The organism is Dyella kyungheensis (assembly GCF_049913195.1).
Classification (GTDB): domain Bacteria; phylum Pseudomonadota; class Gammaproteobacteria; order Xanthomonadales; family Rhodanobacteraceae; genus Dyella; species Dyella kyungheensis.
Genome location: NZ_CP183983.1, coordinates 1,839,011 through 1,860,925, shown reverse-complemented (window position 1 = coordinate 1,860,925; position 21,915 = coordinate 1,839,011). Strand labels below are relative to the sequence as shown.

General features: G+C 65.9%; 22 protein-coding genes. 7 read left to right on the top strand and 15 right to left on the bottom strand.

All coding sequences use genetic code 11. The annotated features are described in order from the left end of the window. Positions 1-168: 168 nt before the first annotated feature. From ACN9MB_RS08225 to prmB, 10 genes are all read right to left on the bottom strand, one after another. Complete coding sequence (locus ACN9MB_RS08225; RefSeq protein WP_426271450.1) at positions 169-1,173, bottom strand: cupin-like domain-containing protein; 1,005 nt, start codon at positions 1,171-1,173, stop codon at positions 169-171. Between the two features lie 42 nt (positions 1,174-1,215). Further along, a complete protein-coding gene (locus ACN9MB_RS08220) occupies positions 1,216-1,845 on the bottom strand; it encodes a phosphoribosylanthranilate isomerase (RefSeq protein WP_426271449.1) in 630 nt (209 codons plus the stop codon). Then, on the bottom strand, positions 1,842-2,609 hold the full coding sequence (gene truA / locus ACN9MB_RS08215; RefSeq protein WP_426271448.1) for a tRNA pseudouridine(38-40) synthase TruA: 768 nt from the start codon (positions 2,607-2,609) through the stop codon (positions 1,842-1,844). Before truA ends, ACN9MB_RS08220 begins: the two co-directional genes overlap by 4 nt. Before the next feature lie 146 nt (positions 2,610-2,755). Further along, positions 2,756-5,113 carry a FimV/HubP family polar landmark protein gene (locus ACN9MB_RS08210; RefSeq protein WP_426271447.1) on the bottom strand — a complete coding sequence of 786 codons (2,358 nt, stop codon included), beginning with the start codon at positions 5,111-5,113 and terminating at the stop codon, positions 2,756-2,758. 182 nt (positions 5,114-5,295) lie between these two features. Next, complete coding sequence (locus ACN9MB_RS08205; RefSeq protein WP_204635503.1) at positions 5,296-5,586, bottom strand: hypothetical protein; 291 nt, start codon at positions 5,584-5,586, stop codon at positions 5,296-5,298. After that, entirely contained in the window at positions 5,586-6,614 is a 1,029-nt protein-coding gene (locus tag ACN9MB_RS08200) for an aspartate-semialdehyde dehydrogenase (RefSeq protein ID WP_426271446.1), read from the bottom strand. The genes ACN9MB_RS08205 and ACN9MB_RS08200 overlap by 1 nt, the downstream gene beginning before the upstream one ends. A 112-nt stretch (positions 6,615-6,726) precedes the next feature. Then, positions 6,727-7,746: a 2-hydroxyacid dehydrogenase gene (locus tag ACN9MB_RS08195; RefSeq protein ID WP_426271445.1), complete on the bottom strand. Its 1,020-nt coding sequence runs from the start codon at positions 7,744-7,746 to the stop codon at positions 6,727-6,729. A gap of 51 nt (positions 7,747-7,797) precedes the next feature. Next, positions 7,798-8,886, bottom strand: a complete 1,089-nt coding sequence (gene aroC / locus ACN9MB_RS08190; protein ID WP_204635500.1) for a chorismate synthase — start codon at positions 8,884-8,886, stop codon at positions 7,798-7,800. Between the two features lie 34 nt (positions 8,887-8,920). Further along, on the bottom strand, positions 8,921-9,484 hold the full coding sequence (locus ACN9MB_RS08185; RefSeq protein ID WP_426271444.1) for a GNAT family N-acetyltransferase: 564 nt from the start codon (positions 9,482-9,484) through the stop codon (positions 8,921-8,923). 6 nt (positions 9,485-9,490) lie between these two features. Next, positions 9,491-10,417: a 50S ribosomal protein L3 N(5)-glutamine methyltransferase gene (gene prmB, locus ACN9MB_RS08180; RefSeq protein ID WP_426271443.1), complete on the bottom strand. Its 927-nt coding sequence runs from the start codon at positions 10,415-10,417 to the stop codon at positions 9,491-9,493. Between the two features lie 127 nt (positions 10,418-10,544). Between prmB and asd the strand changes: the two genes are divergently transcribed. Further along, positions 10,545-11,390: an archaetidylserine decarboxylase gene (gene asd / locus ACN9MB_RS08175; protein WP_426271442.1), complete on the top strand. Its 846-nt coding sequence runs from the start codon at positions 10,545-10,547 to the stop codon at positions 11,388-11,390. A 147-nt stretch (positions 11,391-11,537) separates the two neighbouring features. Continuing rightward, complete coding sequence (locus ACN9MB_RS08170; protein ID WP_426271441.1) at positions 11,538-11,972, top strand: hypothetical protein; 435 nt, start codon at positions 11,538-11,540, stop codon at positions 11,970-11,972. A gap of 213 nt (positions 11,973-12,185) precedes the next feature. Here the strand turns inward: ACN9MB_RS08170 and ACN9MB_RS08165 are convergent, their stop codons facing one another. Further along, positions 12,186-13,694 carry a transglycosylase SLT domain-containing protein gene (locus ACN9MB_RS08165; RefSeq protein ID WP_426271440.1) on the bottom strand — a complete coding sequence of 503 codons (1,509 nt, stop codon included), beginning with the start codon at positions 13,692-13,694 and terminating at the stop codon, positions 12,186-12,188. A gap of 143 nt (positions 13,695-13,837) precedes the next feature. On the opposite strand from ACN9MB_RS08165, the gene ACN9MB_RS08160 reads away from it, so the two are divergent. The 5 genes from ACN9MB_RS08160 to greB all read left to right on the top strand — a co-directional run bounded on the left by ACN9MB_RS08160 (position 13,838) and on the right by greB (position 17,995). Then, positions 13,838-15,343 (top strand): helicase HerA-like domain-containing protein, encoded by a 1,506-nt coding sequence (locus ACN9MB_RS08160; RefSeq protein ID WP_426271439.1) that lies wholly within the window; start codon positions 13,838-13,840, stop codon positions 15,341-15,343. A gap of 4 nt (positions 15,344-15,347) precedes the next feature. Beyond that, complete coding sequence (locus ACN9MB_RS08155) at positions 15,348-15,506, top strand: hypothetical protein (RefSeq protein WP_426271438.1); 159 nt, start codon at positions 15,348-15,350, stop codon at positions 15,504-15,506. Between the two features lie 36 nt (positions 15,507-15,542). Next, positions 15,543-16,823 (top strand): hypothetical protein, encoded by a 1,281-nt coding sequence (locus ACN9MB_RS08150; protein ID WP_426271437.1) that lies wholly within the window; start codon positions 15,543-15,545, stop codon positions 16,821-16,823. A gap of 145 nt (positions 16,824-16,968) precedes the next feature. Continuing rightward, complete coding sequence (locus tag ACN9MB_RS08145; RefSeq protein WP_204635492.1) at positions 16,969-17,397, top strand: hypothetical protein; 429 nt, start codon at positions 16,969-16,971, stop codon at positions 17,395-17,397. A gap of 100 nt (positions 17,398-17,497) precedes the next feature. Further along, on the top strand, positions 17,498-17,995 hold the full coding sequence (greB, locus tag ACN9MB_RS08140; protein ID WP_426271436.1) for a transcription elongation factor GreB: 498 nt from the start codon (positions 17,498-17,500) through the stop codon (positions 17,993-17,995). A 12-nt stretch (positions 17,996-18,007) separates the two neighbouring features. On the opposite strand, the gene ACN9MB_RS08135 is transcribed toward greB, so the two are convergent. The 4 genes from ACN9MB_RS08135 to rimO form a co-directional block, all read right to left on the bottom strand. After that, complete coding sequence (locus tag ACN9MB_RS08135) at positions 18,008-18,499, bottom strand: hypothetical protein (protein WP_426271435.1); 492 nt, start codon at positions 18,497-18,499, stop codon at positions 18,008-18,010. Between the two features lie 68 nt (positions 18,500-18,567). Then, on the bottom strand, positions 18,568-19,593 hold the full coding sequence (gene phnD / locus ACN9MB_RS08130) for a phosphate/phosphite/phosphonate ABC transporter substrate-binding protein (RefSeq protein ID WP_204635489.1): 1,026 nt from the start codon (positions 19,591-19,593) through the stop codon (positions 18,568-18,570). Between the two features lie 101 nt (positions 19,594-19,694). Next, positions 19,695-20,498 (bottom strand): DUF3025 domain-containing protein, encoded by an 804-nt coding sequence (locus ACN9MB_RS08125; protein ID WP_426271434.1) that lies wholly within the window; start codon positions 20,496-20,498, stop codon positions 19,695-19,697. Positions 20,499-20,511: 13 nt separating this feature from the next. Next, complete coding sequence (gene rimO, locus ACN9MB_RS08120) at positions 20,512-21,831, bottom strand: 30S ribosomal protein S12 methylthiotransferase RimO (RefSeq protein WP_204635488.1); 1,320 nt, start codon at positions 21,829-21,831, stop codon at positions 20,512-20,514. Positions 21,832-21,915 lie beyond the last annotated feature (84 nt).

Sequence of the window (21,915 nt, the reverse complement as noted above, 5' to 3'; positions counted from 1 at the left end):
CTTTCGGCGCAAACCTCTCCTACCCGTCATTCCGGCGCAGGCCGGAATCCAGTAGCGATGAGGCGCGTTTGTCGCGATCTTCCAGGGCTCTTCGCGAGAACCGTAAGCGCTCGCTACTGGATTCCGGCCTGCGCCGGAATGACGAGCAAAAATCCGCGTTCCGCAAGCTCACAGATACTGGCGAATGCGCTCCAGCAACTTGCGCGACTGTTCCTCGTCGAGTTCGCCCAGCCAGCCGCGACGATGTGCGGGAATGTGCGCGGCAGGATCTTCGTCGCCGAACACGTAGTGGTCGAGCAGTTCGCGCCAGGCCGCGCGCTCTGCCGGCGGCAACGACTTGAACAACAGGATGCAATGCAACAGGCCGCCCAGGCGCGTGTTGGGTGCCAGTCCGCTGCCATGCGCCGGCATCCACCAGTAATTCACCAATGCGTTGAGCTTGCCGAGCGAGGCGACGTGATGCCACCACATCGGCGGGATGTAGATCGCATCGCCAGGCTCCAGCTCCGCCACCAGCGCGTGCTGCATGGCTTCGCGCACGCGCGGGTAACGCGGATCGTCCAGTCGATCCAGCCGCGCCATGCTGATGGCCGCACCGGTGGGCGCGAAGTCCAGCGGACCGATGTAGAGGTTGCGCACCTGCTCCGGCGGAAACAGCGTGAAACGGCGCACGCCACAGACCACGCAGGCGATGTTGCGATACTCGTCGAAATGCGCAGGCGTGGTGACGCGGTTGCCGATCCACAGGCGCGGCGTCACCGCCGGATCGAGCAGCGGCAAGCGGTGATGGTCGAGCAGGCCCGGCAGACAACTGGCGATGGGCGCGCTCTGCAGCGCGATACCCGGCGCGTCCGCGGCATCGGCAAATTGCAGCAGGCGCTGCAGCGCCTGCGTCACCGATGCGCGGTGATGGGTGAAGTTGAAGGCCTCCGCCTCGCCGCGATAGCCCACGATCCCTTCCGCTTCCGGCGGCATCAGCAGCGCGTCCACCGGCGTTCCATTGTCCGCCGCGATCAGTTGCGCGGCGAAAGCCTGGTCCGATTCGACAGCTGCCTTGACCAGCGGCCAGTGCTTTACCAGCCCACGAATGACGACCGGTCGATCGCCTCCGACGATGCTGTCCAGCGCATCGGCCTGGCCTTCATAGCGGAATGCTTCCATCGGGGCGGGCATGCGAAACCTGGGCGGATAGTCCAACAGCCATGCTAGCAGCGGTTAACGACCCTGATCGTCCATCCGACGAACGGTCGCGATGAAATCCACCAGCTTGTGTGCATCCTTGATGCCGGGCGCCGACTCGATGCCGCTGGCCACGTCGACACCCCACGGATGGGCGATGCGAATGGCCTCGGCGACATTGGCAGGCGTGAGACCGCCGGCAAGGATCAGGGGCTGGCTCAGCTCGCGCGGCATCAGCGACCAGTCGAACGCCTTGCCGCTGCCGCCCGCTTCGCCCAGACCGTGACCATCCAGCAGCAGTCCCGCGGCACCGGGGTAACGATGCAGGCTGGGCAGCGCCGCAGCGCCCTCGCCCATGGCGATGGCCTTGAGATAACGACGACCGAATTGCGCGCACCAGTCGTCGGACTCGGCGCCGTGGAATTGCACGAGGTCTGGCTGGATCGCCTCGATCGCTTCGCGAACGAACGCGGCGTCGTCGTCCATGAACAGCGTCACCGAGGTCACGAAGGGCGGCAAGGCGCGCACGATGGCCTGGGCCTGTTCGATGGTGACGCGCCGCTTGCTGCGCGCCGTCAGCACCACGCCGATGGCGTCGGCGCCAAGCTGCGCCGCGAGCAAGGCGTCGTCGATGCGGGTCATGCCGCAGCATTTGATCCGCGTCATTGCGTCACCTCCGCCGGCAAGCCCCACTGGGCTTCGTAGCGCGGACCGAGAAAGGTGAGTCCCGATGCGGGCGCGGTGGGACCGGCGACTTCGCGGTTGCGTCCCGCGAGCAGTTCGCGCATCCAGCGCACCGGCTGTTCGCCGCGCCCGATCGGCAGCAGCGAACCGACGATGTTGCGCACCATGTGATGCAGGAACGCATTGGCCTCGATCTCGACGATGACCTGCTCGTCTTCGCGTCGCACGCTCAGCGCAAGCATCTGGCGGCGCGCGTGCGCGGCCTGGCACGAGATGGCACGAAATGCGGTGAAGTCGTGCTCGCCGACCAACGCCTGTGCGGCCTCATGCATGCACCCGGCGTCCAGCGGCAGCCGTTCCCAGGTGACGTAGCGCGCGTCCAGCGCCGCGCGTACCTGGCGATTGAGGATGCGGTAGCGATAGCGGCGGCTGCGCGCGGAGAAGCGTGCATGGAAGGTCGGATCGACCCGCTGCGCCCACAACACCGCCACCGTGCTCGGCAGGTTGGACGATGCGCCCAGCGTCCAGCCACGCATGTCGCGCTCCACCTCGGTGTCGAAATGGACCACCTGGCAACGGCCGTGCACGCCGGCATCGGTACGGCCGGCGCAGGTCACTTCCACCGGGTGCGCCGCCACGAACGACAGTGCCCGTTCCAGTGCGCCCTGCACGGTCTCGCCGTGGGTCAGCCGCTGCCACCCGGAAAACTCGGTGCCGTCGTATTCGATGCCTAGAGCGATGCGCATGGGAGAGCAGTGAAGGGTAAAGAGTGAATAGTAAATGGAAAAAGCAAAACGGCGCCCCAAAGGCGCCGCTCTACTCTATTTACCCTTTACAGGCGGCACAGCCGCCGGCTTCACCGCCCGCCAACGGCGAGCAGCTTCACCGTGCATCACCGAATGCTTTCAAGCAAGCGCTTGGCCACATCCTTCTGCATCTGCGTGCCTTCGTGCATCACTTCTTCCAGCATGGCCTGTGCGCCATCCGGATCGCCCATGTCGAGGTAGGCGCGGGCCAGGTCGAGCTTGGTGTCCACCGGATCGTCGGTGAAGTGGCCGCCCAGGTCGTGGCTCAGGTCGTGTTCGGCGTCGTGGTTGAGGCCGTGATCGAAGCTGTGCACGGGCTGCCCTTGCACTGCTTCCTCGGCTTCCGGCTCGTCGAAATGCCAGCTCGAGGCAAGCGTATCGATCTCTTCTTCCTTCGCGGTCGCCGCCGGTGCGCTGGCCGGGGCCGGCACCGGACGCGGGGTCAGGTCGAAGTCGAAGTGATAGCCGCTGACCTTCGGCGCCTGCTGCGCCGCGGGTGCGGGAATCGGCGGGACCTCGTCGTGATCCTTGGCGTAGCTGCCCAGGTCGAACTGGTCCAGCGCCTCATGGCCCTCGTCGCCATGGTCGCGGGTGGCCACGAAGCCGTGGGAGAACAGCGGGTGTTCCGGCACCAGGTCTTCGCCCATGTGCAGCACGTCCACCCACTCCGGCTGCTGCTCGTCGGTGATATGGGCGTGCATGGCTTCCGCGGCGGCCTCGAAGTGATCGACGTCGCGACGGCTGTAGTACAGGCTCACCAGCTCCAGATGCAGGCCGATGTCGTCCGGATGTTCGGCCAGCTGGTCGAGCAGTTCGTCCTGGTCGGGATCGGGACTGCCGGTGCCGCCATGGGGAATCGTGCCGAAGCGGTCGGCCAGCGACGAAGCGCTCGCTGCGGCCGGCTCCGCCGTCTTGCGGCTGCGACCACGCAGGGCGGCCAGCAGGCCGAGCACGATCACGCCTGCGCCGGCACCCCAGGCCCAGGTCTGCATGAACCACGGCTCGTCTTCCGTCGCCGGAGCAGGCTTCGCTGCCGCCTTGACCGCCGGCTTGGCGGGCGTGGGCTTGGCGGCGACGGCCGGAGTGGAACTGGCGTGGGCCGGCGCACTGGTGCTTGCTGCCGGCATGGCAGCGGCGGTCGCAGGCGCCGTGGCAGCCGCCGCGGGCGTGGCCGGCTCGTTCGCCTTGACCACCGTCTCGGCTTCGGAGGACTTCACCGACGCCGCCTTGGCGGGCGCGGAGGTCGCTGCAGCCGGCTGGCCGCTGGCCTTGCGGGCATCGGCGAGCTTGTGCTGCAGCTCGGCAATCTCGTTGTCCTTGAGAGACAACAGGCGCTCGTTCTTGCTGTTGATGTCTTCCAGGTCTTTCAGGCGCGACTTGAGCTCGTCACCCTGCTTGGTCAGCGAAGTGAGGGCTTCCTGGCTGCGCAGGAGGTCCTGGTGCAATGCCGCCATGCCCTTCTCGGCAGCGGCCTTGTCGCCCTTGCCACCGCGGCCGGCCGCGTTGTCGGAGCCTTCCTTTGCGGGGACCAGGGCCAGGTGATCGCCGGCGGCGCCACCGGTACTCGGGGCGGAACTGGCGTTGGCGCGCGTGCCGGCGTCGGCGACCGTGGTCGGCGTACGGGCGGCGCCCGAGCGCCAGTCGCTGTTCTGGCGGCGGACTTCGGCCACCGCGGCGGCCGAGGTCATCGCCAGCGCGTCGTCCTTGGAGGGCACGCGCAACACGGCGCCGCTCTTCAGGGCGTTGATGTTGTCGCGGTAGAACGCATCCGGATTGGCGGTCTTCAGCGCCACCAGCATCTGGTTCATGTCCACACCGGCCGGCGCGGTCTCATGCGCGATGGCGGACAGGGTCTGGCCGCTCTCCACCGTGAGGGTGCCACCGGCAGCCGCGCGCGGTGCCGGCGCGGGCCTGGCCGGCTTGGCTTCGGCAGCAGGCGCGGCGGTCGTGGATTCGGTGCTGGTCGTCGCAGCCGGCGGGGTGGCCGCGGCACGACGGGACGGCTTGCTGGACTGCGTGGGCGCACGCGTCGCCGGCACGCCGCTGACGGCGCTGCCCGGCGGATCGAGCAGGATGGTGAACTCGCGCAGGCTCTTGCCCGAGGCGTTGTTCACCTCGACCAGCAGGTCGAGATAGGGGTCGTTGACCGGGGCGGCACTGGTGATGCGGATCACCTTCTTGCCGTTGGCGCCATCCACCACCGCGAACGAAAGGGGGACCGTGGGACCGGCGGCGACGCCCGCCTGGGCCGCATCCTCGGAGGAAGCGAGCCGGGCGGTCAGATTCTCCAGCTCGGCCGCGTTGGCGGGATTGAGCGGAATTTCGGCCAGCAGCGGCTGCCCGAGGGCCGATTTCACCTGGATCTGACCCAGTTCCAGCGCGGCTGCCTGGCTACTGCCGAGGGCGAGCGCCAGCAGCATCGACAGCTTCAACGAACGATTCATCGTGTTTCCCCCGAACGACCCCGTGACGTTTTCTTATGGGCATGCCGAAAAACGGCAGCGCCTGCAACGAGGCGTCACTTTAGTTAGATACAAGCCAATCAACAATAGCGTTGATCTGTATTTACAGCATGTTGCTGGCGTTTGTTCTCATTGGACGGCGCCCCAGGGGGACGCCGCCTGTCTCAATGCCCGGTCGCCTTGGGCGCCGCGTTGGCGGCCTTCAACTGGGCCTGCAGCTCGGCGATGGCCTGGTCCTGCTGCTTGAGCTTGGCGTCGTTGTCGTGGGACTTGGTTTCCTCCCGCGCCACCTCGCTCTGCAGCTGCTTGAGCGTGGCCTGCTGCTTCTCGATGGCCTGGTCGACCTGTTTCTGGTCGTTGGCCTGCGCGGCAGGCGACGTCGACGGCTGTGCCGCCCGGGCAGGAGCAGCGAACACCAAAGCACACATCACCAACCCGGTCAGCACATGCTTCATTACAGGTAGTCCTCGATCAGAAGTTCTGCGATTTGAACGGCGTTGAGCGCCGCACCCTTGCGGATGTTGTCCGCCACGATCCACATGTCCAGGCCGCGCTCGTGCGAGATGTCCTCGCGGATGCGGCCCACGAATACCGGGTCCTGCCCGGCGGCGTCGCCCACCGGCGTGGGATAGCCGCCCGCCTTGCGCTCGTCCATCACCACCACGCCGTCGGCGCGTTCCAGCAGCTCACGCGCCTGCTCGGCGCTGATCTTCTCGCGCGTCTCGATGTGCACCGCCTCGGCATGGCCGTAGAACACCGGCACGCGCACCGCGGTGGGGTTCACCTGGATGGTGCGGTCTTCGAGGATCTTGCGCGTCTCCCACACCATCTTCATTTCTTCCTTGGTGTAGCCGTTGGGCTGGAAGTCGTCGATGTGCGGAATCACGTTGAAGGCGATCTGCTTGGGGAATTTCCTGGTTTCCACTTCCTGGAAGCTGAGCAGCGCCGAGGTCTGCTTGCCCAGTTCTTCCATGCCGCTGCGACCGGCACCGGAGACCGACTGGTAGGTCGCCACGTTGATGCGCTCGATGCCCACCGCGCGATGGATCGGCGCCAGCGCCACCAGCATCTGCATGGTCGAGCAATTGGGGTTGGCGATGATGCCGCGCGTGGTGTAGTCAGCGATGGCGTGCGGGTTCACTTCGCTCACCACCAGCGGGATGTCGTCCTGGTAGCGGTACTCGGAGGTGTTGTCGATCACCACAGCGCCCGCGGCGGCGGCGCGCGGCGCGTGCTCACGGCTGACCGAACCGCCGGCCGAGAAGAAGGCGATGTCGACGCCGTCGAAATCGTAGTCGGCAAGGTTGCGCACGGTGATCTGTTTGCCGTCGAAGCTGATTTTCTCGCCCGCGGAACGCTCGCTGGCCAGCGGCACCAGCTCGCTGATCGGAAATTCGCGCTCGGCCAGGATCGCCAGCAGGGTCTCGCCCACGGCGCCGGTGGCGCCGACCATTGCCACCTTGTAGCTGCTCTTCTTGCTCATGTTCCGTAATCAGGTAGGAGGAATCGGAAAACCGTCCCGATCTCCGCGTTAGCGGAAATCTAGCCGGGGCGGCGCGCAAAACAACCTGCGACTCGCGCGGGCGTGAATGTCATCACGCTTTATGGGCAGACCCACGTGCCAAAACCGCCGGATTGAGCGCGGTCGGCGGTTTTCCCGCCCCCTCGCCGAAGCCAAGCGCTGCGATCACATTGTCCGCCGCCAGGTTGGCCATCGCACGGCGGGTTTCTTCGCTGGCGCTGGCGATATGCGGGCTGAGCACGGCGTTGTCGAGCGCCAGCAGCTCCGCATGCACGGCCGGCTCGCCCTCGAACACATCCAGTCCGGCCGCGGCCAGCTTACCTTCGCGAAGGGCGACGGCCAGCGCCGCGTCGTCGACGATGCCGCCACGGGCGATGTTCACCAGCACGGCGGAAGGCTTCATCCGGGCCAGCTCCGGCGCGCCGATGGCATGCCGGTTCTCCGGCGTGAACGGCAGCACCAGCACCAGGTAATCGACCTGGCGCAACAACTCGTCCTTGCTGACCAGGGTGGCCTGGCATTCGCGCTCGACCATCTCGGGCAGGCGCGAGCGGTTGTGATAGAGCACGCTCATGTCGAAACCGGCCGCGCGCCGCGCAATGCCCTGCCCGATGCGGCCCATGCCGAGGATACCCAGCGTGCGGCCGTGCACGGGCAAGCCCAGCCAGTCGTCGAAGCGCATGTTGCTGCCCGGCCACTGCCCTGCCCGCAACCAGCGCTCGGCGGCGCTGACGCGACGGGCGGCGGCGAGCATCAACGCCCAGGCGTAATCGGCCACGCTCTCGTTGAGCACGTCCGGCGTATTGCTGGCCACGATGCCGGCGCGGGTGAGCGCCTCGAGATCGAGATTGTTGTAGCCCACGCCGAGGTTGGCGACGACCTTCAGGCGCGTATTGCCTTCGAGCACGGCGGCATCGATGCGGTCGGCCAGCCCCACCACCGCACCGTCGACGCCGGCCAGCTTGCGCTTGAGCTGTTCCGCCGAGTGGCGATGCTCCACTGCTTCCGCGTCCACGTCGAAGTACTCGGCCAGGCGGGCCAGCACATCGGGAAACAACGGGCGCGATACCCAGACTTTCGGTTTGGCGGTCATCAACGTCTACTTGTTCGTTCAAGGCCTGGCCCGTTAACGGGCCGGCCGGACTCAGGGGATACGGGGCAGCATCTCGCCCACGTCGCCGCACTGCGCGCGATGGCGCAGCGCGTGATCCATCAACACCAGCGCCATCATCGCCTCGGCGATGGGCGTGGCGCGGATGCCGACGCAGGGGTCGTGGCGGCCCTTGGTCACCACGTCCACCGGTTCGCCGGCCAGGTTCACGCTGTGGCCGGGAATGAGGATGCTCGAGGTCGGCTTGAGCGCCATCGAGGCGAGGATCGCCTGCCCCGTGCTGATGCCGCCGAGAATGCCGCCGGCATGATTGGACGCAAAACCGTCGATCGCCATTTCGTCGCGATGCTGGCTGCCGTGTTGCGCCACCACGCCGAAGCCATCGCCGATCTCGACGCCTTTCACCGCGTTGATCGACATCAGCGCGGCAGCGAGATCGCCATCGAGCTTGCCGTAGATCGGCTCGCCCCAGCCTGGCGGCACGCCGTCGGCCACCACGTTCACGCGCGCGCCCACCGAATCGCCGGATTTGCGCAGCGCATCCATGTACGACTCCAGCGTGGACACTTCGTGCGCATCCGGCCAGAAGAACGGATTCTGCTCGACCACGTTCCAGTCGAACGAGCCGGGCGTGATCTCGCCGATCTGCGCGAGATAGCCGCGCACGCGCACGCCGTAGCGTTCGGCCAGCCATTTTTTCGCAATCACCGCCGCTGCCACGCGCATGGTGGTTTCGCGCGCGGAAGAACGGCCGCCGCCACGCGGGTCGCGGATGCCGTACTTCTGCCAATAGGTGTAATCGGCGTGGCCGGGGCGGAAGGTCTGGGCGATGTCGCCGTAGTCCTTGCTGCGCTGGTCCGTGTTGCGGATCAGCAACGCGATCGGCGTGCCGGTGGTCTTGCCCTCGTACACGCCCGAGAGGATTTCCACTTCGTCCGCCTCACGGCGCTGCGAAGTGTGGCGACTCTTGCCGGTCGCGCGACGGTCGAGATCGGTGCGGAATTCCTCCTCGGCAATCGACAGGCCCGGCGGGCATCCGTCGATGACGCAGCCGATGGCCGGACCATGGCTTTCGCCGAACGTGGTGACAGTGAAGAGTTTGCCGAAGGAGTTGCTGGACACGAGGCTCGATCGTCTGCGGGAGAACCGCCACAGCTTAGCGCGATGCAGCAAATCCTGCGCCGTTTCCCGCAAAATCCCGCCATTCGCGGGCCAGCACGGCAAACACCAGGTCGTCCACCCATTCGCCGCGAAAGCGCAGGCTCTCGCGGAAATGAGCCTCCTGGCGCATGCCGAGCGCCTTCAGCAAGGCCACGCTCGGGGTGTTGCGCGGGTCGACCGATGCATGGATGCGATGGACGTCCAGATTGCCGAACAGCTCGTGAAACAGGACCTCCAGCGCCTCGCGGGCGTAGCCCTGCCCCTGCGCAAAGGGTGCGAGGGTGATGCCGATCTCGGCCTGGCCGTCGGCAAGACAGAAGCCGACATCGCCGATCAACGCACCGTCGTCGCGCCCGCGAATGGCGCGCTGCATCCAGCGACACTGCGGCGGCTTATCCAGTGCCATTTGGGTTCGGATGAAACTATCCGCATCGGCCAGCGTCTGCGGACACCAACCCTGGTAGCGGGACACCTCGGGATCGGCGCGGTACTGGAACAGCGCGGCAGCGTCGCCCTCGTGCAGGGCATCGATGCGTAGCCGCGCCGTGCTCAGCCGCATGATCGGTCAGCGACCTTTGCGCGCCTCGGCCGCTGCGCGAATCGTGTCGGCGTGCTCGATCAGGTCGCGGCGCTCCAGCGCGAACACGCCCATGGGACCGACCTTGAACTCGATCCACACGAACGGGACTTCCGGCAGCAGCTCGCCCAGCTGGCGCTCGCTCTCGCCCACTTCCACGATCAGCAGGCCGTCCTCGGTGAGGTAATCGGCCGCTTCATTGAGCATGCGCACGCAGATGTCCAGACCATCCTCGCCCGAGGTCAGGCCGAGCTTCGGCTCATGGCTGTACTCGCCCGGGAGCGCGGCGTATTCGTCTTCGGTGACGTAGGGAGGGTTCGACACGATGAGGTCGTAGCGACGACCCTTCAGGCCATCGAACAGGTCCGACTTCACCGCCTCGACGCGGCCTTCCACATGCTGGAACACGATGTTCTCGCGCGCCAGCGACAGCGCATCGCCGCTGATGTCGACGATGTCGACCTGCCAGTCCGGGTTGAACTCGGCCATGGCGATACCGATGCAGCCCGAACCCGTGCACAGGTCCAGCGCGCGCTCCACCTGGCGATGCTCGAGCCACGGCTGGAAACCGGATTCGATCAGCTCGGCGATGGGCGAACGCGGCACCAGGGCGCGGCGGTCGCTCTTGAACTTCAGGCCAGCGAACCAGGTTTCGCCGACCAGGTAGGCCACCGGCAGGCGCTCGTTGACGCGACGCTCGATCAGCGCCAGCACACGCTCGCGCTCATCGGCGGTCAGGCGGCCCGCGCCGTAGGCCGGCGGAATATCCGGCGGCAGATGCAGGCTGGCCAGCACCAGATGGGTGGCCTCGTCGATGGGGTTGTCGTGACTGTGCCCAAAGGTCAGCCCGGCCGCCGAAAACCGGCTGGCGCCGTAGCGGATGAAGTCGATGATGGAGGCGAGTTCGTGAGTCACGGCGGGCTCATGGGCATGAAAAGGGGTCGCACAGTATAGCCGCTGCCGCCGCGCTCGCCGGCCGGAGCCTGGGACTTCCGGTGCAGCGCAAGGCGTATTCGGCCCGCGCTTCGTTCATACTTGCGGGATGACCTTCAACGTACTCCTGCAATACATCCTGCCCCACCGCGCGCTGTCGCGGGTGGTGTACTGGGCCACGCGCTGGACCTTCAAGCCGTGGAAGAACTTCCTGATCAGCACCATCGTGCGCAACTATCAGGTGAACATGGCCGAGGCGGCGCAGCCCGATCCGCTGGCCTATCAGCACTTCAATGCGTTCTTCACGCGCAAGCTGCGGCAGGACGCGCGCCGCGCGGATGCCGACGCCAAGGCCCTGCTCTCGCCGGCCGACGGCAAGATCAGCCAACTGGGCAAGATCGTCGACGGCCGCATCTTCCAGGCCAAGGGCCAGGAATACACCGCCGCCGAACTGCTGGGCGACGAAGCCAGCGCCGTGCCTTACCGCAACGGCCGCTTCGCCACCATCTATCTGTCGCCGCGCGACTATCACCGCGTGCACATGCCGCTGAAGGGAACGCTCAAGGAAACCGTGCACGTGCCCGGCCGCATCTTCAGCGTGGCGCCGTTTGCGGTGGAGGCGATTCCGCGCCTGTTCGCGCGCAACGAGCGGCTGGTCTGCCACTTCGAGGGCGAGCACGGCCCATTCGTGGTGGTGATGGTCGGCGCCATCCTGGTTTCGAGCGTGGCCACCGTGTGGGATGGGCTGGTGATTCCGCCGTATGCCTCGTCGATCCGCCGCAAGTCGTTCGTGGGCCAGAACATCACGCTCGATCGCTTTGCCGAGATGGCCCGTTTCAACATGGGTTCCACGGTGATCATGCTGTTCCCCGAGGGTATGGTCGAGCTCGACCAGCTGGCCTCGCAACAGCACGTGCAGGTGGGTCAGCGCCTGGGTGTGGAAGTCGGGGGCTGAGCAAGCCAGGCGTCAAACTATTGACGTCGCGAGTGACGCGTTTCGTCGTTTTGTGACCTTTTTGGCGCATTGTCCCGCCGGGCGTAGCTAAGCTCCTCGTCCGGCGACGCCCTGCGCGCCATCCCCAGGCCAGACCGAGGACAGCCCATGCGCATCGTCACCCGACTCATCGCCATGAACCGCAGCCGCCAGCTCGCCAAGCAGCTTCGCGAGATCGAGCGCCAGATCCACGCCTTGCCCAAGCGCAGCCGCGCGCGTCTCGGCACCATGGCCTTGCGTGAGATCGGCCAGGCCTCGCGCAGCGATTTTCCGCATCTGTATGGCACGCCTCCGGAAGAGCGTTACCTGCCCTGGGGCCAGGGCACCGACATCGGCCTCGCCCGCGCCCGCTCGGACAACGCCGAGATCGCCATGCGCGGCGTCGCGCTGTGGCTGGCGGTGGCGTACCACGAGACCAAGAACACCCCGCATCCGAACATGCAGCCACATCACCGCGATCTGATGCGCTTGTTGCGCGGGCTCAAGGAAGACCATCGCGAAGACCCCATGCAGTCGTGGATGCAGGCGCCGGCTGCAGCCTGAGTCTTAATATCTCGCACAGGCGCCTCTATCCCTCACCGTCATTCCGGCGCAGGCCGGAATCCAGTGGCGAACACGTCGAGGTGTCGCGAAAACCGCACATGCTTAGGGCGGTTCGCGAAAACCTCATACAGAGGCCACTGGATTCCGGCCTGCGCCGGAATGACGGGCAAAAAAACGCCGCCTTTCGAGGCGGCGTTTTCGTTCCATCAATCGTCAGCGACAGGTCGGCAGCTTGAGCACCTGCCCCGGCTTGATCTGATGATGCTTGAGGTCGTTCATCTCCGACACCTCCTGCACCGAGGAGCAGCCCACCTTGTTGAGGATGCCGGTGAGCGTATCGCCCCGCTTCACCGTGTAGTTGCGCGTGCGCGAGGTGTTGCCATTGCGCAACGAGGTGGTCGCCGGCGGTGACGGTGAAGAAGGCACTACCGGGATCACCGCGGTATGCAGGTCGTTCGCCAGAATCGGCCACGGGCCCGTGGTGCAACGCGCTTCGTACGATTTCTCCAGCACCTTCGGCAACATGATGCGCACGCCGGCCGGCTGGCTCACTTGCGGATCGAGTCGCGGATTGAGGTTGCGCAGCGTGCGGAACCAGCCGTCCTGCATGCCGGCGGCGGAGCCCAGGCAGACGGTCAGCTCGGTGAGCGAGGCGGGACGCTTCAACACCACGCTGCCCTGCGCGCCATCCACGTGCGGGAAACGCAGGTTGTAGCTTTCCGGATGCAGGAACAGCCAGGCCGCCGCCAACACGGAAGGCACGTAGTCGCGCGTTTCCTGCGAGAGCTGGTTGTAGATCACCGGGTCGTACAGGCTCACCGAGGTGTTGTCGCCTACCAGGCGGCGCATGCGGCCCTCACCGCCGTTGTACGCGGCCAGGGTGAGTTCGAGATTGTTGTTGAACGCCTTGAGTTGCTCGTCCATGTACTCGGCGTTGGCACGCGCCGATTCGGCAGGATCGAAGCGCGAGTCGAAACCGTCTTCCGTGTTGAGTCCGAAGCGCACGCCGGTGGCGTACATGAATTGCAGCGGGCCGGCCGCGCCGGAACGCGACACCGCGTGCACCTTGCCGCCCGATTCCTTGGCCATGATGCCGAACAGCAGCGCTTCGGGCAGATCCTGCTTCTGGTAGGCCGGCCACATCTGGTAACGCAGGAACTGATAGTTGACGTAGGTATCCATCAGATTCCCGCGCCACTGGGTCAGCCACATCTCCAGCGCCGCCTTCACCGGACCGTTCATCGCGATCAGCTGCGACAGCTGCTGGCCGCGCAGCAAGGTCACGCTGCGCTGCGCCTCGGGCAGGCTCGCCGCGCCGGTCTTGCCGGCATCGCTGCCTTCGGGCAGATCGGCGCCCATGCTGCCCATGTCGTCACCGAGATCGAAATTGCCGTCCTTCAGGCGCAACAGGCGATCGAACACCGAAAAGAAGCGCTGCGAATCGCAGCCCGGCGTCGAAGGGCACTGCGCGGAAGCGGTTTTCAGTTGATCCAGCGCCGCCGTGAGCGTTTGCTGCGAGGCCTGCGCGTTGCCGGCCCGCGCCTGGGCCAGCGCCGTCTCGTAACCCTTGCTGGCCTGATCCAGCTGCGCGTAAAGCTGATTGGCCTGAGGCGAAGGAGCCACAGGTTTGCTGCCACCACCACTGGAACAGGCGGCAAGCAGCGCCATCGCGCTGGCCAGGGGCGCCATGCGCAACGAACGGAAAAAGGCGGGAAAAACCATGAAGACGTCACTGCCAGACCGAAAGACCGACCTTACTGCGCGAGAGGGCCATCACTCAACCGGAAAACTCTGGATCACGCATCGCAAACCGCAAGATGCCGCGGCGTGGCTACAATTGCCGTGCTCCCAACGGATGGAACGCCATGACTGAGATCTTGATCGGCAGCAACGAGGAGACGAGCGTCAGCCTCGATCCGCGCTACGGCAACCGCCACGGCATGATCGCGGGCGCCACCGGCACCGGCAAATCGGTCTCGCTGATGGTGTTGGCCGAAGGATTCTCGAAGCTCGGCGTGCCCTGCTTCCTCGCCGATGCCAAGGGCGACCTCGCCGGCCTCTCGCTGGCTGCAGGCGAGCCGGGCGACAAGCTCAAGGCGCGCCTTGCCAAGCTGCATCTGAACGACTGGAAGCCGCAGGCGAATCCGGTGATCTTCTGGGACATCTACGGCAAGCTCGGCCACCCGGTGCGCGCCACCATCAGCGAGATGGGTCCCACCCTGCTGGGCCGCATCCTGGAACTCAACGACACCCAGGAAGGCGTGCTCGAAGTGATCTTCAAGGTGGCCGACGACCAGGGCTGGCTGCTGCTCGACCTGTCCGACCTGCGCGCCCTGCTCGGCTTCGCCAGCGAAAACGCCAAGGACATCTCCACCCACTACGGCCTGATCAGCACGCAGAGCATCGCCGCGATCCAGCGTGCCGTACTCAAGCTGGAACAGGATGGCGCCGACCAGTTCTTCGGCGAGCCCGCGCTGGAACTGGCCGACCTGATGCGCCAGGACATGAGCGGCCGTGGCGTGATCAACGTGCTCGCCGCCGACCAGCTGATCCTCAAGCCGCGGCTGTATTCCACCTTCCTATTGTGGCTGTTGTCGGAATTGTTCGAACAATTGCCCGAAGTGGGCGACCTCGATCAGCCCAAGCTGGTGTTCTTCTTCGACGAGGCACACCTGTTGTTCGACGACGCACCGCCGGCGCTGTTGCAGCGCGTGGAACAGGTGGTGCGGCTGATCCGCTCCAAGGGCGTGGGCGTGTATTTCTGCTCGCAGAATCCGGACGACGTGCCGGGCAATATCCTCGGCCAGATGGGCAATCGCGTGCAGCATGCGCTCCGGGCCTTCACGCCGCGCGACCAGAAGGCCGTGAAGGCCGCCGCCGAAACCTTCGTGGCGAACCCGAAGATCAACGTGACCGAAGCGATCACCCAACTCGCCGTGGGCGAAGCGCTGGTCTCGACCCTGGGCGACGGCGGCGTTCCCTCGCCGGTGCAGCGTGTGATGGTGACCTCGCCCACCGCGCGTATTGGCGCCATCACTGATGCAGAGCGCGCCACCGTACGCCAACGCTCGCCAGTGGGCGGCAAATACGACACGGCGATCAATCGCGAGTCGGCGGCGGAAATGCTCGCCAAACGCGCCGCCGACAAAGCCGCCGATCCGCAGGTGGTGGCCAAGCAGACGCCGGCCGGTGCACCGCCCCAGCAAAGCGGCGGCTGGACGGACGCGGCGCGCGAGATTTTGCTCGGCACCAACCGCCGTCAGGGCATGGTCGAGGCGATGGCCAAGTCGGCCGTGCGCGCGGCGGGTTCGCGCCTGGGCCAGCAGATCGTGCGCGGCGTGCTGGGCGGCATTTTCGGCGGCAAGCGCTGAAACCATGTCGAACGTACGCATCATTGCCGTGACCCTGGCGACCCTCCTGATCGTTTTCCTGGTGCTGTTCGCCAATGGCTCCGCGGGGCGGTTTCTCTGTCGGCATTTCAAAGGCGGATGGCTGGAACAGCAGGGCTACATCATGTGCCCGCGCGTGCCGTAGCGCGCAACCCCGTCCCCGCAAACAAGGTTCGAACGCTTGCGCCTGTCGCGTCATAAACCGGTATCGCCCGATACGCCGTTGTCCGAACGCCTGGTCGCGGGTCTGACCTATCCGCTGCGCGGCGCGGCATTGGCCACCTGCGTCCTGCTCGCGCTGGGCCAGTGCCTGACCATCCTGCCCGGTGTCATCGGCATGGGTTTTGGTTTCTTCCTCTGGCTGGCGCGCTGGCGCTACGCGGCGGCCTGCCTGGTGCATACGGCCAACGGCTTCGCGGACCCGCCCGATGTCGGCAACGACGAAAATGCCGCGGCCGGCCGGATGCTCACCTTGCTGCACATGCTGGTGGTGATCGCGTGCGTGGCATGCAAACTGTTTTACGCGCCGATGTTCTGGCCGCTGATCCTGTTCTGCTCGCTCACGCTTCCCGCCATCGACATGTCGCTGGCGTTCGGCGACGAAGCGAGCGCATTCAATCCGCTGCAATGGCAAAAAGTGATCGGCCGGCTCGGCGCGGGCTATTTCATTCCGGTCGTCATCAACCTCGTCACCGGCGTGCTGATCATGTCGCCGTGGCTGCTTGCGCCCGGACCGGGATTTGGCTGGTGTCAGCCGCCGCTCGCGTTCGCCTATACGTACCTGATCATCTTCAACCTGCACCTGATGGGCGTGATGATCCATCGGCATCACGAACGCTTCGATCTGGAGCCGGAAGCCGAGGTCCTGATCCGCGAGAGCGGCGAAGACGAGGACGAACGCCTGCTCATCGCCGTCCGCGAGATGGCGCTGGTGGATCGCCGCGCCGCCATCGGCATGCTGGTGGAACGCATGCAGGGCCGCAGTGCGCCGGCATCGCTGCACCAGGCCTACCGCGACCTGTTGAAGAGGGAAGGATTGAGCGACGGTCTGCTGGAACACGGCCAGCTATGGATCGCCGCCTTGATGGCCGGCGACGAGGCTCGTCGCGCCCTCGGCGTGACCCAGGAGTGCATGGAACTCGATGGCGCGTTCCTGCCCGACTCGCCGGATCACGTCGCCACGCTGGCCGAACTGGCCGCCAGTTCGGGCATGACGCGCCTGTCGCTGCGACTTTGCCGCGGCTTTCTCACGCGCTGGCCCCGTTCGCCGGAATGCCCCCGGCTTGGCCTGCTCGCGGCACGGCAGATGGCCGAACGGCTGGGGCAACACGCCGAAGCCAGCGTGTTGTTGGGCAAGCTCGCCGCTGCGTGGCAGGAGCACCCCCTGCAACCCATGCTGGTGGCGCAGGCGACGCAACTGCAAACGGCCGCCGCAATCAGGCCGACACCCGCCGTCGACTAGCCATTTTTCGTGTTGCGGCTTGCCCGTAGCGGGGTGTAGCGTGCGCGAACCATCTCCTTTTGGTGCATCGCCCCGTCCGCAAGCGATTCCGGCGCCCTGCGGCCGTCGATCCGACCGGCTCACCCTGGTGCACAAGGAGAATCCCATGCGTCACGTTATCGGCAAGGTGGTATGGCTTGGCCTGATGCTGGCGACACCCGTCGCTTTCGCCCAAAGCACGTCGGCCGCCAAGGAGCCGCGTGCGATTGTTTCGCTTTATCGCGTTGCCCCCGGCAAACACGAAGCCTTCCTCAAATGGATGGCCGACCGCGATGCGATCGACAAGCAGTTGGGCCTGCCCCGCGCGCAGTGGTACGCGCATTACCAGGGCGATTCGTGGGATTACGTCGCCATCGCGCCCGAGCTCACTGACGCGCAGCAGAAGAAGGAAGACGATGCGGCGAAAGCCAAGGGCCTGACCTTCGGTGCGAAGGCATCGGTTGAATTTCGCCAGTTCATCGCCTCGCATACCGACACCGTTGCGTTCGGGCCGATGAGCGCCAGCGAGCTGGCCGGCGCCGTCAACACGCCGTGACACGCCCGGCGGGAGCGCACGGATGTCGCTCCCGCCACCCCGTGCGCGTGCGAGCCGGCTAAAATCCGCGCTACAAGCAACGCAACGGAACCACCCACGCATGAGCCGCTGGCGCCCACCCTCGCCTTCTTCCACTGCCATCATCACCCGCGAGGGCTTCGAGAGGCTCAAGGCGGAGCTGGATCACCTATGGCACACGCTGCGCCCGGAAGTGGTCAAGGCGCTGGCAGCCGCTGCTGCCGAAGGCGACCGTTCGGAGAACGCCGAATACACCTACCGCAAGAAGCAGCTCGGCGAGATCGATCGTCGTGCCCGCTATCTGAGCAAGCGCATTCCATCGCTGAAGGTGGCCGAAGGCGCGCCGGCGGACCGGACGATGGTGTTCTTCGGCGCGAGCATCGAACTGGAAAACGTCGACAGCGGCGAGAGCGTGCAATATCGCATCGTCGGTCCGGACGAGACGGATGCGCGCCGGGGCTGGATCAGCATCGATTCGCCGCTCGCCCGCGCCGTGCTGAAAAAACGGCTCGACGACGAATTCGAAGCGGAGTTGCCCAGTGGCCGAACGCGCTTCGCGATCGTGGCGGTCGCGTACTGACCGCCAGTGATCTCACTGTCCGCGCAGCAGGGCCTGCACGTCGGACTGATGCGATTCGACAAAGCGGATGTTGTCCGCGTTGATCCACACCTGGTTGAGGTTGCCGGACAAGGCAGGATCGTTGCGTGCCTGCACGGCCATCACCGCATTCATCAGCGCGATATTGGCCAGCATGAATTCGCGCGGCGTAAAGCCGTACTTCTTCACCAGGGCCGGAATGCGCGGGTCGGCCGCCATCGCCTGGTTGGCCAGATCGTCCAGGCTATGCACCTTGCTCGGATCGGGTGCGGCCTGCGGCGGAATGCCGGTGGTCCGAGCTTCGCGGGTGGCGGCAGCCAGGCGGCCGAAGACATCGTCGGTCAGCGTGTATTTCTTGATCTGCTGCTTGTCCGCGTCCGGCAGCGAAGCAGGGCTCAATTGTGCGTGCACCAGCGGCACGGCGCCCAGCACCAGGGCAATCACCGCAAGGCGGCAGGCAGACAGGACACGATCAAAAACAGACATGGTGCTCTCTCCAAAGCTGCCGGGACGGGCCGGCAAGCGTGTTCTTCCAGGGGTGTTTGAAGGACAGCTCAGTCGCGCAGAAGTTGCTTCAAGGCAAGCTGATAGTCCACGTCGATCTGCTTGAGCCGCGCGCTCTTCGCCTGCTCGTTGACCCAGCGGCCGTGCACGACCTGCTCGCGTTTCAGGCGAAATTCCATGTCGATGAAGGGACGCAGCACGGCGTTGTCGGCCTTGGCGAAACCGGCCAGGTCGGGAATGCGCGCCAGATTGGCGCGCTCGCGCTCGCCGGCCGCGCCAGGCGCCTGCCCGTAGCCGCGCATGAAGGCGATCAGCTGGCTGCGCAACGGCTCGCTCATGCCATTGCGTACGACCAGCACGCCGGAGGGAATCAGCGTGGAGCGCCAGATCACGCGCAGTTGCGCGGCTTCGGAGGGGAAATTGCGCCGGAACAGATCGAAGTCCGGGTTGTTGCAGGTCGCCACGTCCACTTCGCCATTGGCGACGGCAAGCGCGTTGTTCTGGTGGTTGCCCACGCGCACGTGGGCGAAGAAGGTATCGGAATTGAGTCCCTTCGGCGCGAACACCTCGGCCTCCGGTGCCACATAACCGGTGACCGACAGGGGTTCGCCCCGCGCATAACGCCAGCGACCGGGTTTGGCCAGCAGGTCCTTGAGCGAATGGATCGGACTGTCGGCACGCACGATGAGCATCGCCGTATTGCCCTTCACGCCGTCCGCGCGCACGAATTGCGCAACCACGCTCATGTGCTGATGCTCCACCGCTTCAATGGCGAGCCGGCCCGACAGGAACGCGATGTCGACACGCTGGTCGCCAATGGCGCCGGAAAGACCCGCATAGCTGCTCACGGACACGGTGGTGACCGAGTGACCGAGCTTGCGCTCCAGATCCTCCAGCAGCGGACGCCACTGCTCGCGCGATTCGGACGCGCTGCCGATCGGAAGGATGCCGAAATGGATGGCCGGATCGGCTCCCGCCTTCACCACTTCGTCGGCGCGCACCGGAACGGCGGGCAGCAGCAGCCCAGCCGTCCACACGGCTCGCCACCACCATCCCGCTCCCCATCCACGGCGCATCCCACCCGCCATAACCATGCCAACTCCCCAGCCCCGCTGCATCTCCTTGTAGCGCGATTGTCGCGCCGTCGCAATTTGTTGCCGGGGGCCGGACGTGAAGATCAGAGTCCGATCGGTGGCGGGTACGCTCGCCCTTCGCGGCGCGGCTGGTAGCACTCGGCATGCCGGTGGAACGGCTCGGTGTCGCTCTCGGCACGCCATCCCGGCAGGCCGGACAACGGCAGCGGGCGCAGATCCAGCGGATCGCGCAGCAAGCGCCCCGAGGCGATGCCATCGGCGCAGGCCGCGATCGCTTCGTCCTGCGTATGGTCGCCCATCACCACCAGCGCCTTGCCGACCAGCAGCTTGGCCGGCGTCAGGGCATGCTCGAGCAAGGCATGGCCAAAGACCTGGACGGTTGCCCGCCCCTCCCGCCACGCGTTTCGTTCGCGCCAGAACAGGCCGTACCAGTCGTGTGCGTCCCACAGCTCGAGCAAGCCACGATGGCGCAGCGTCACCACCACGCCCGCCTCGTCGAAATGCGTCATGGCGTACTGGGCACGCGAGCGCTCCCGCGTGCCCATGCTCGCGATCTCGGTCATCTGCTGCGTATTGAGCGCCCGCTTGAGCGTTGGATAACGCAGCCAGGCCATGGCATTGAACAGGTCGTGCCAGTTCGCTTCGCGCGTGGCGATTTCGCCACGCGTGGCAATGCGTTGTTCGTAGTGAAGGCCGTCGTCCAGCAGCGCCGGCGTTTGCGCGACAAAGCGCTCGTGCTGACCGGTGGGCCGTGCGGTGTTGAGTTCGTCGATACCAGGCCAATTCGCACCTTGTATCCACGCGGCGTGCCCGAGCCAGCCGCGCAGCGGCCAGCGCGTAAAAACCACTGGATCGACGTCTTCGCGAAGCGGCGCGACGTAACGCATCACGCCACCGCGATCAACCGGCCAGACGGGCGTGCAGGTCGTGCTCGTCGGCGTCTTCGATCACCACGTCGACGAACTGGCCCGCCTTGAGCAGCTGGCCGTTGGCGATGTGCACCACGCCATCGATTTCCGGCGCATCGGCGGCCGAGCGCGCGACGGCGCCATTCGCGCCCGCCTCGTCGACCAGCACCTTCATCGTGCGGCCGATCTTGCGCTGCAGTTTGGCCGCGGAAATTTCCGCCTGCACCGCCATGAACTGCTCCAGGCGATCTTCCTTCAGTTCCTCGGACACCGCACCCGGCAGCTCGTTGGCCTTGGCGCCGTCCACCGGCGAATAGGCGAACGCACCGACGCGGTCGAGTTCGGCTTCGCGCAGGAAGTCGAGCAGCTCTTCGAACTCCGCATCGGTCTCGCCGGGGAAGCCGACGATGAAGGTGCTGCGGATGGTGAGGTCGGGCACGACCTTGCGCCAGTTGCGGATGCGCTCCAGCGTCTTGTCGATATTGCCCGGGCGCTTCATCAGCTTGAGGATGCGCGGGCTGGCGTGCTGGAACGGGATGTCGAGGTACGGCAGGATTTTTCCTTCCGCCATCAACGGCATCACTTCGTCCACGTGCGGATACGGATAGACGTAGTGCAGTCGCGTCCACACGCCCAGTTCCGACAGGCCTTCGCACAGCTCGGTCATGCGCGTGCGGTAGCTCTTGTCGCGCCACTGGCGCTCGGCGTACTTCACGTCCACGCCGTAGGCGCTGGTGTCCTGCGAGATCACCAGCAGCTCCTTCACGCCGCCCTTGACCAGGCGTTCGGCTTCCAGCAGCACTTCATCGACCGGACGCGACACCAGGTCGCCACGCATCGACGGGATGATGCAGAAGCTGCAGCGGTGATTGCAGCCTTCGGAGATCTTCAGGTAGGCATAGTGCTTGGGCGTGAGCTTCACACCCGTGTCCGGAATGATGTCCAGCAGCGGATTGCGCTTGGGCGGCAGCGCCGCATGCACGGCCTGCATCACGCTCGCATAGTCCTGCGGACCGGTAATGGCCAGCACATCGGGATACGCCTCGCGGATCAGTTCCGAGCGCTTGCCCAGGCAACCGGTGACGATCACCTTGCCGTTCTCGTGCAGCGCTTCGCCAATCGCGTCCAGCGACTCCTGCACAGCCGCATCGATGAAGCCGCAGGTATTCACCACCACGGCATCGGCCGCGCCATAACTGGGCACGATCTCGTAGCCCTCGACCTTGAGCTGGGTGAGGATGCGTTCGGAATCCACCAGCGCCTTGGGGCAACCAAGACTGACGAAACCGACTTTGGGCGAGACCTGCGACATGGCGTGGGAACCGTAACTATGCGGAAAACGGGCGATTGTATCGCACACCCGGCCGCCACACCGGCTTGACTTGCTGAATGGCTA

Bases quoted from the DNA above. Each gene is read 5' to 3' on its own strand.
- ACN9MB_RS08225 (WP_426271450.1), bottom strand. From the start codon at position 1,173: ATGCCCGCCCCGATGGAAGCATTCCGCTATGAAGGCCAGGCCGATGCG.
- ACN9MB_RS08220 (WP_426271449.1), bottom strand. From the start codon at position 1,845: ATGACGCGGATCAAATGCTGCGGCATGACCCGCATCGACGACGCCTTG.
- truA (WP_426271448.1), bottom strand. From the start codon at position 2,609: ATGCGCATCGCTCTAGGCATCGAATACGACGGCACCGAGTTTTCCGGG.
- ACN9MB_RS08210 (WP_426271447.1), bottom strand. From the start codon at position 5,113: ATGAATCGTTCGTTGAAGCTGTCGATGCTGCTGGCGCTCGCCCTCGGC.
- ACN9MB_RS08205 (WP_204635503.1), bottom strand. From the start codon at position 5,586: ATGAAGCATGTGCTGACCGGGTTGGTGATGTGTGCTTTGGTGTTCGCT.
- ACN9MB_RS08200 (WP_426271446.1), bottom strand. From the start codon at position 6,614: ATGAGCAAGAAGAGCAGCTACAAGGTGGCAATGGTCGGCGCCACCGGC.
- ACN9MB_RS08195 (WP_426271445.1), bottom strand. From the start codon at position 7,746: ATGACCGCCAAACCGAAAGTCTGGGTATCGCGCCCGTTGTTTCCCGAT.
- ACN9MB_RS08185 (WP_426271444.1), bottom strand. From the start codon at position 9,484: ATGCGGCTGAGCACGGCGCGGCTACGCATCGATGCCCTGCACGAGGGC.
- asd (WP_426271442.1), top strand. From the start codon at position 10,545: ATGACCTTCAACGTACTCCTGCAATACATCCTGCCCCACCGCGCGCTG.
- ACN9MB_RS08170 (WP_426271441.1), top strand. From the start codon at position 11,538: ATGCGCATCGTCACCCGACTCATCGCCATGAACCGCAGCCGCCAGCTC.
- ACN9MB_RS08165 (WP_426271440.1), bottom strand. From the start codon at position 13,694: ATGGTTTTTCCCGCCTTTTTCCGTTCGTTGCGCATGGCGCCCCTGGCC.
- ACN9MB_RS08160 (WP_426271439.1), top strand. From the start codon at position 13,838: ATGACTGAGATCTTGATCGGCAGCAACGAGGAGACGAGCGTCAGCCTC.
- ACN9MB_RS08155 (WP_426271438.1), top strand. From the start codon at position 15,348: ATGTCGAACGTACGCATCATTGCCGTGACCCTGGCGACCCTCCTGATC.
- ACN9MB_RS08145 (WP_204635492.1), top strand. From the start codon at position 16,969: ATGCGTCACGTTATCGGCAAGGTGGTATGGCTTGGCCTGATGCTGGCG.
- greB (WP_426271436.1), top strand. From the start codon at position 17,498: ATGAGCCGCTGGCGCCCACCCTCGCCTTCTTCCACTGCCATCATCACC.
- ACN9MB_RS08135 (WP_426271435.1), bottom strand. From the start codon at position 18,499: ATGTCTGTTTTTGATCGTGTCCTGTCTGCCTGCCGCCTTGCGGTGATT.
- phnD (WP_204635489.1), bottom strand. From the start codon at position 19,593: ATGCGCCGTGGATGGGGAGCGGGATGGTGGTGGCGAGCCGTGTGGACG.
- ACN9MB_RS08125 (WP_426271434.1), bottom strand. From the start codon at position 20,498: ATGCGTTACGTCGCGCCGCTTCGCGAAGACGTCGATCCAGTGGTTTTT.
- rimO (WP_204635488.1), bottom strand. From the start codon at position 21,831: ATGTCGCAGGTCTCGCCCAAAGTCGGTTTCGTCAGTCTTGGTTGCCCC.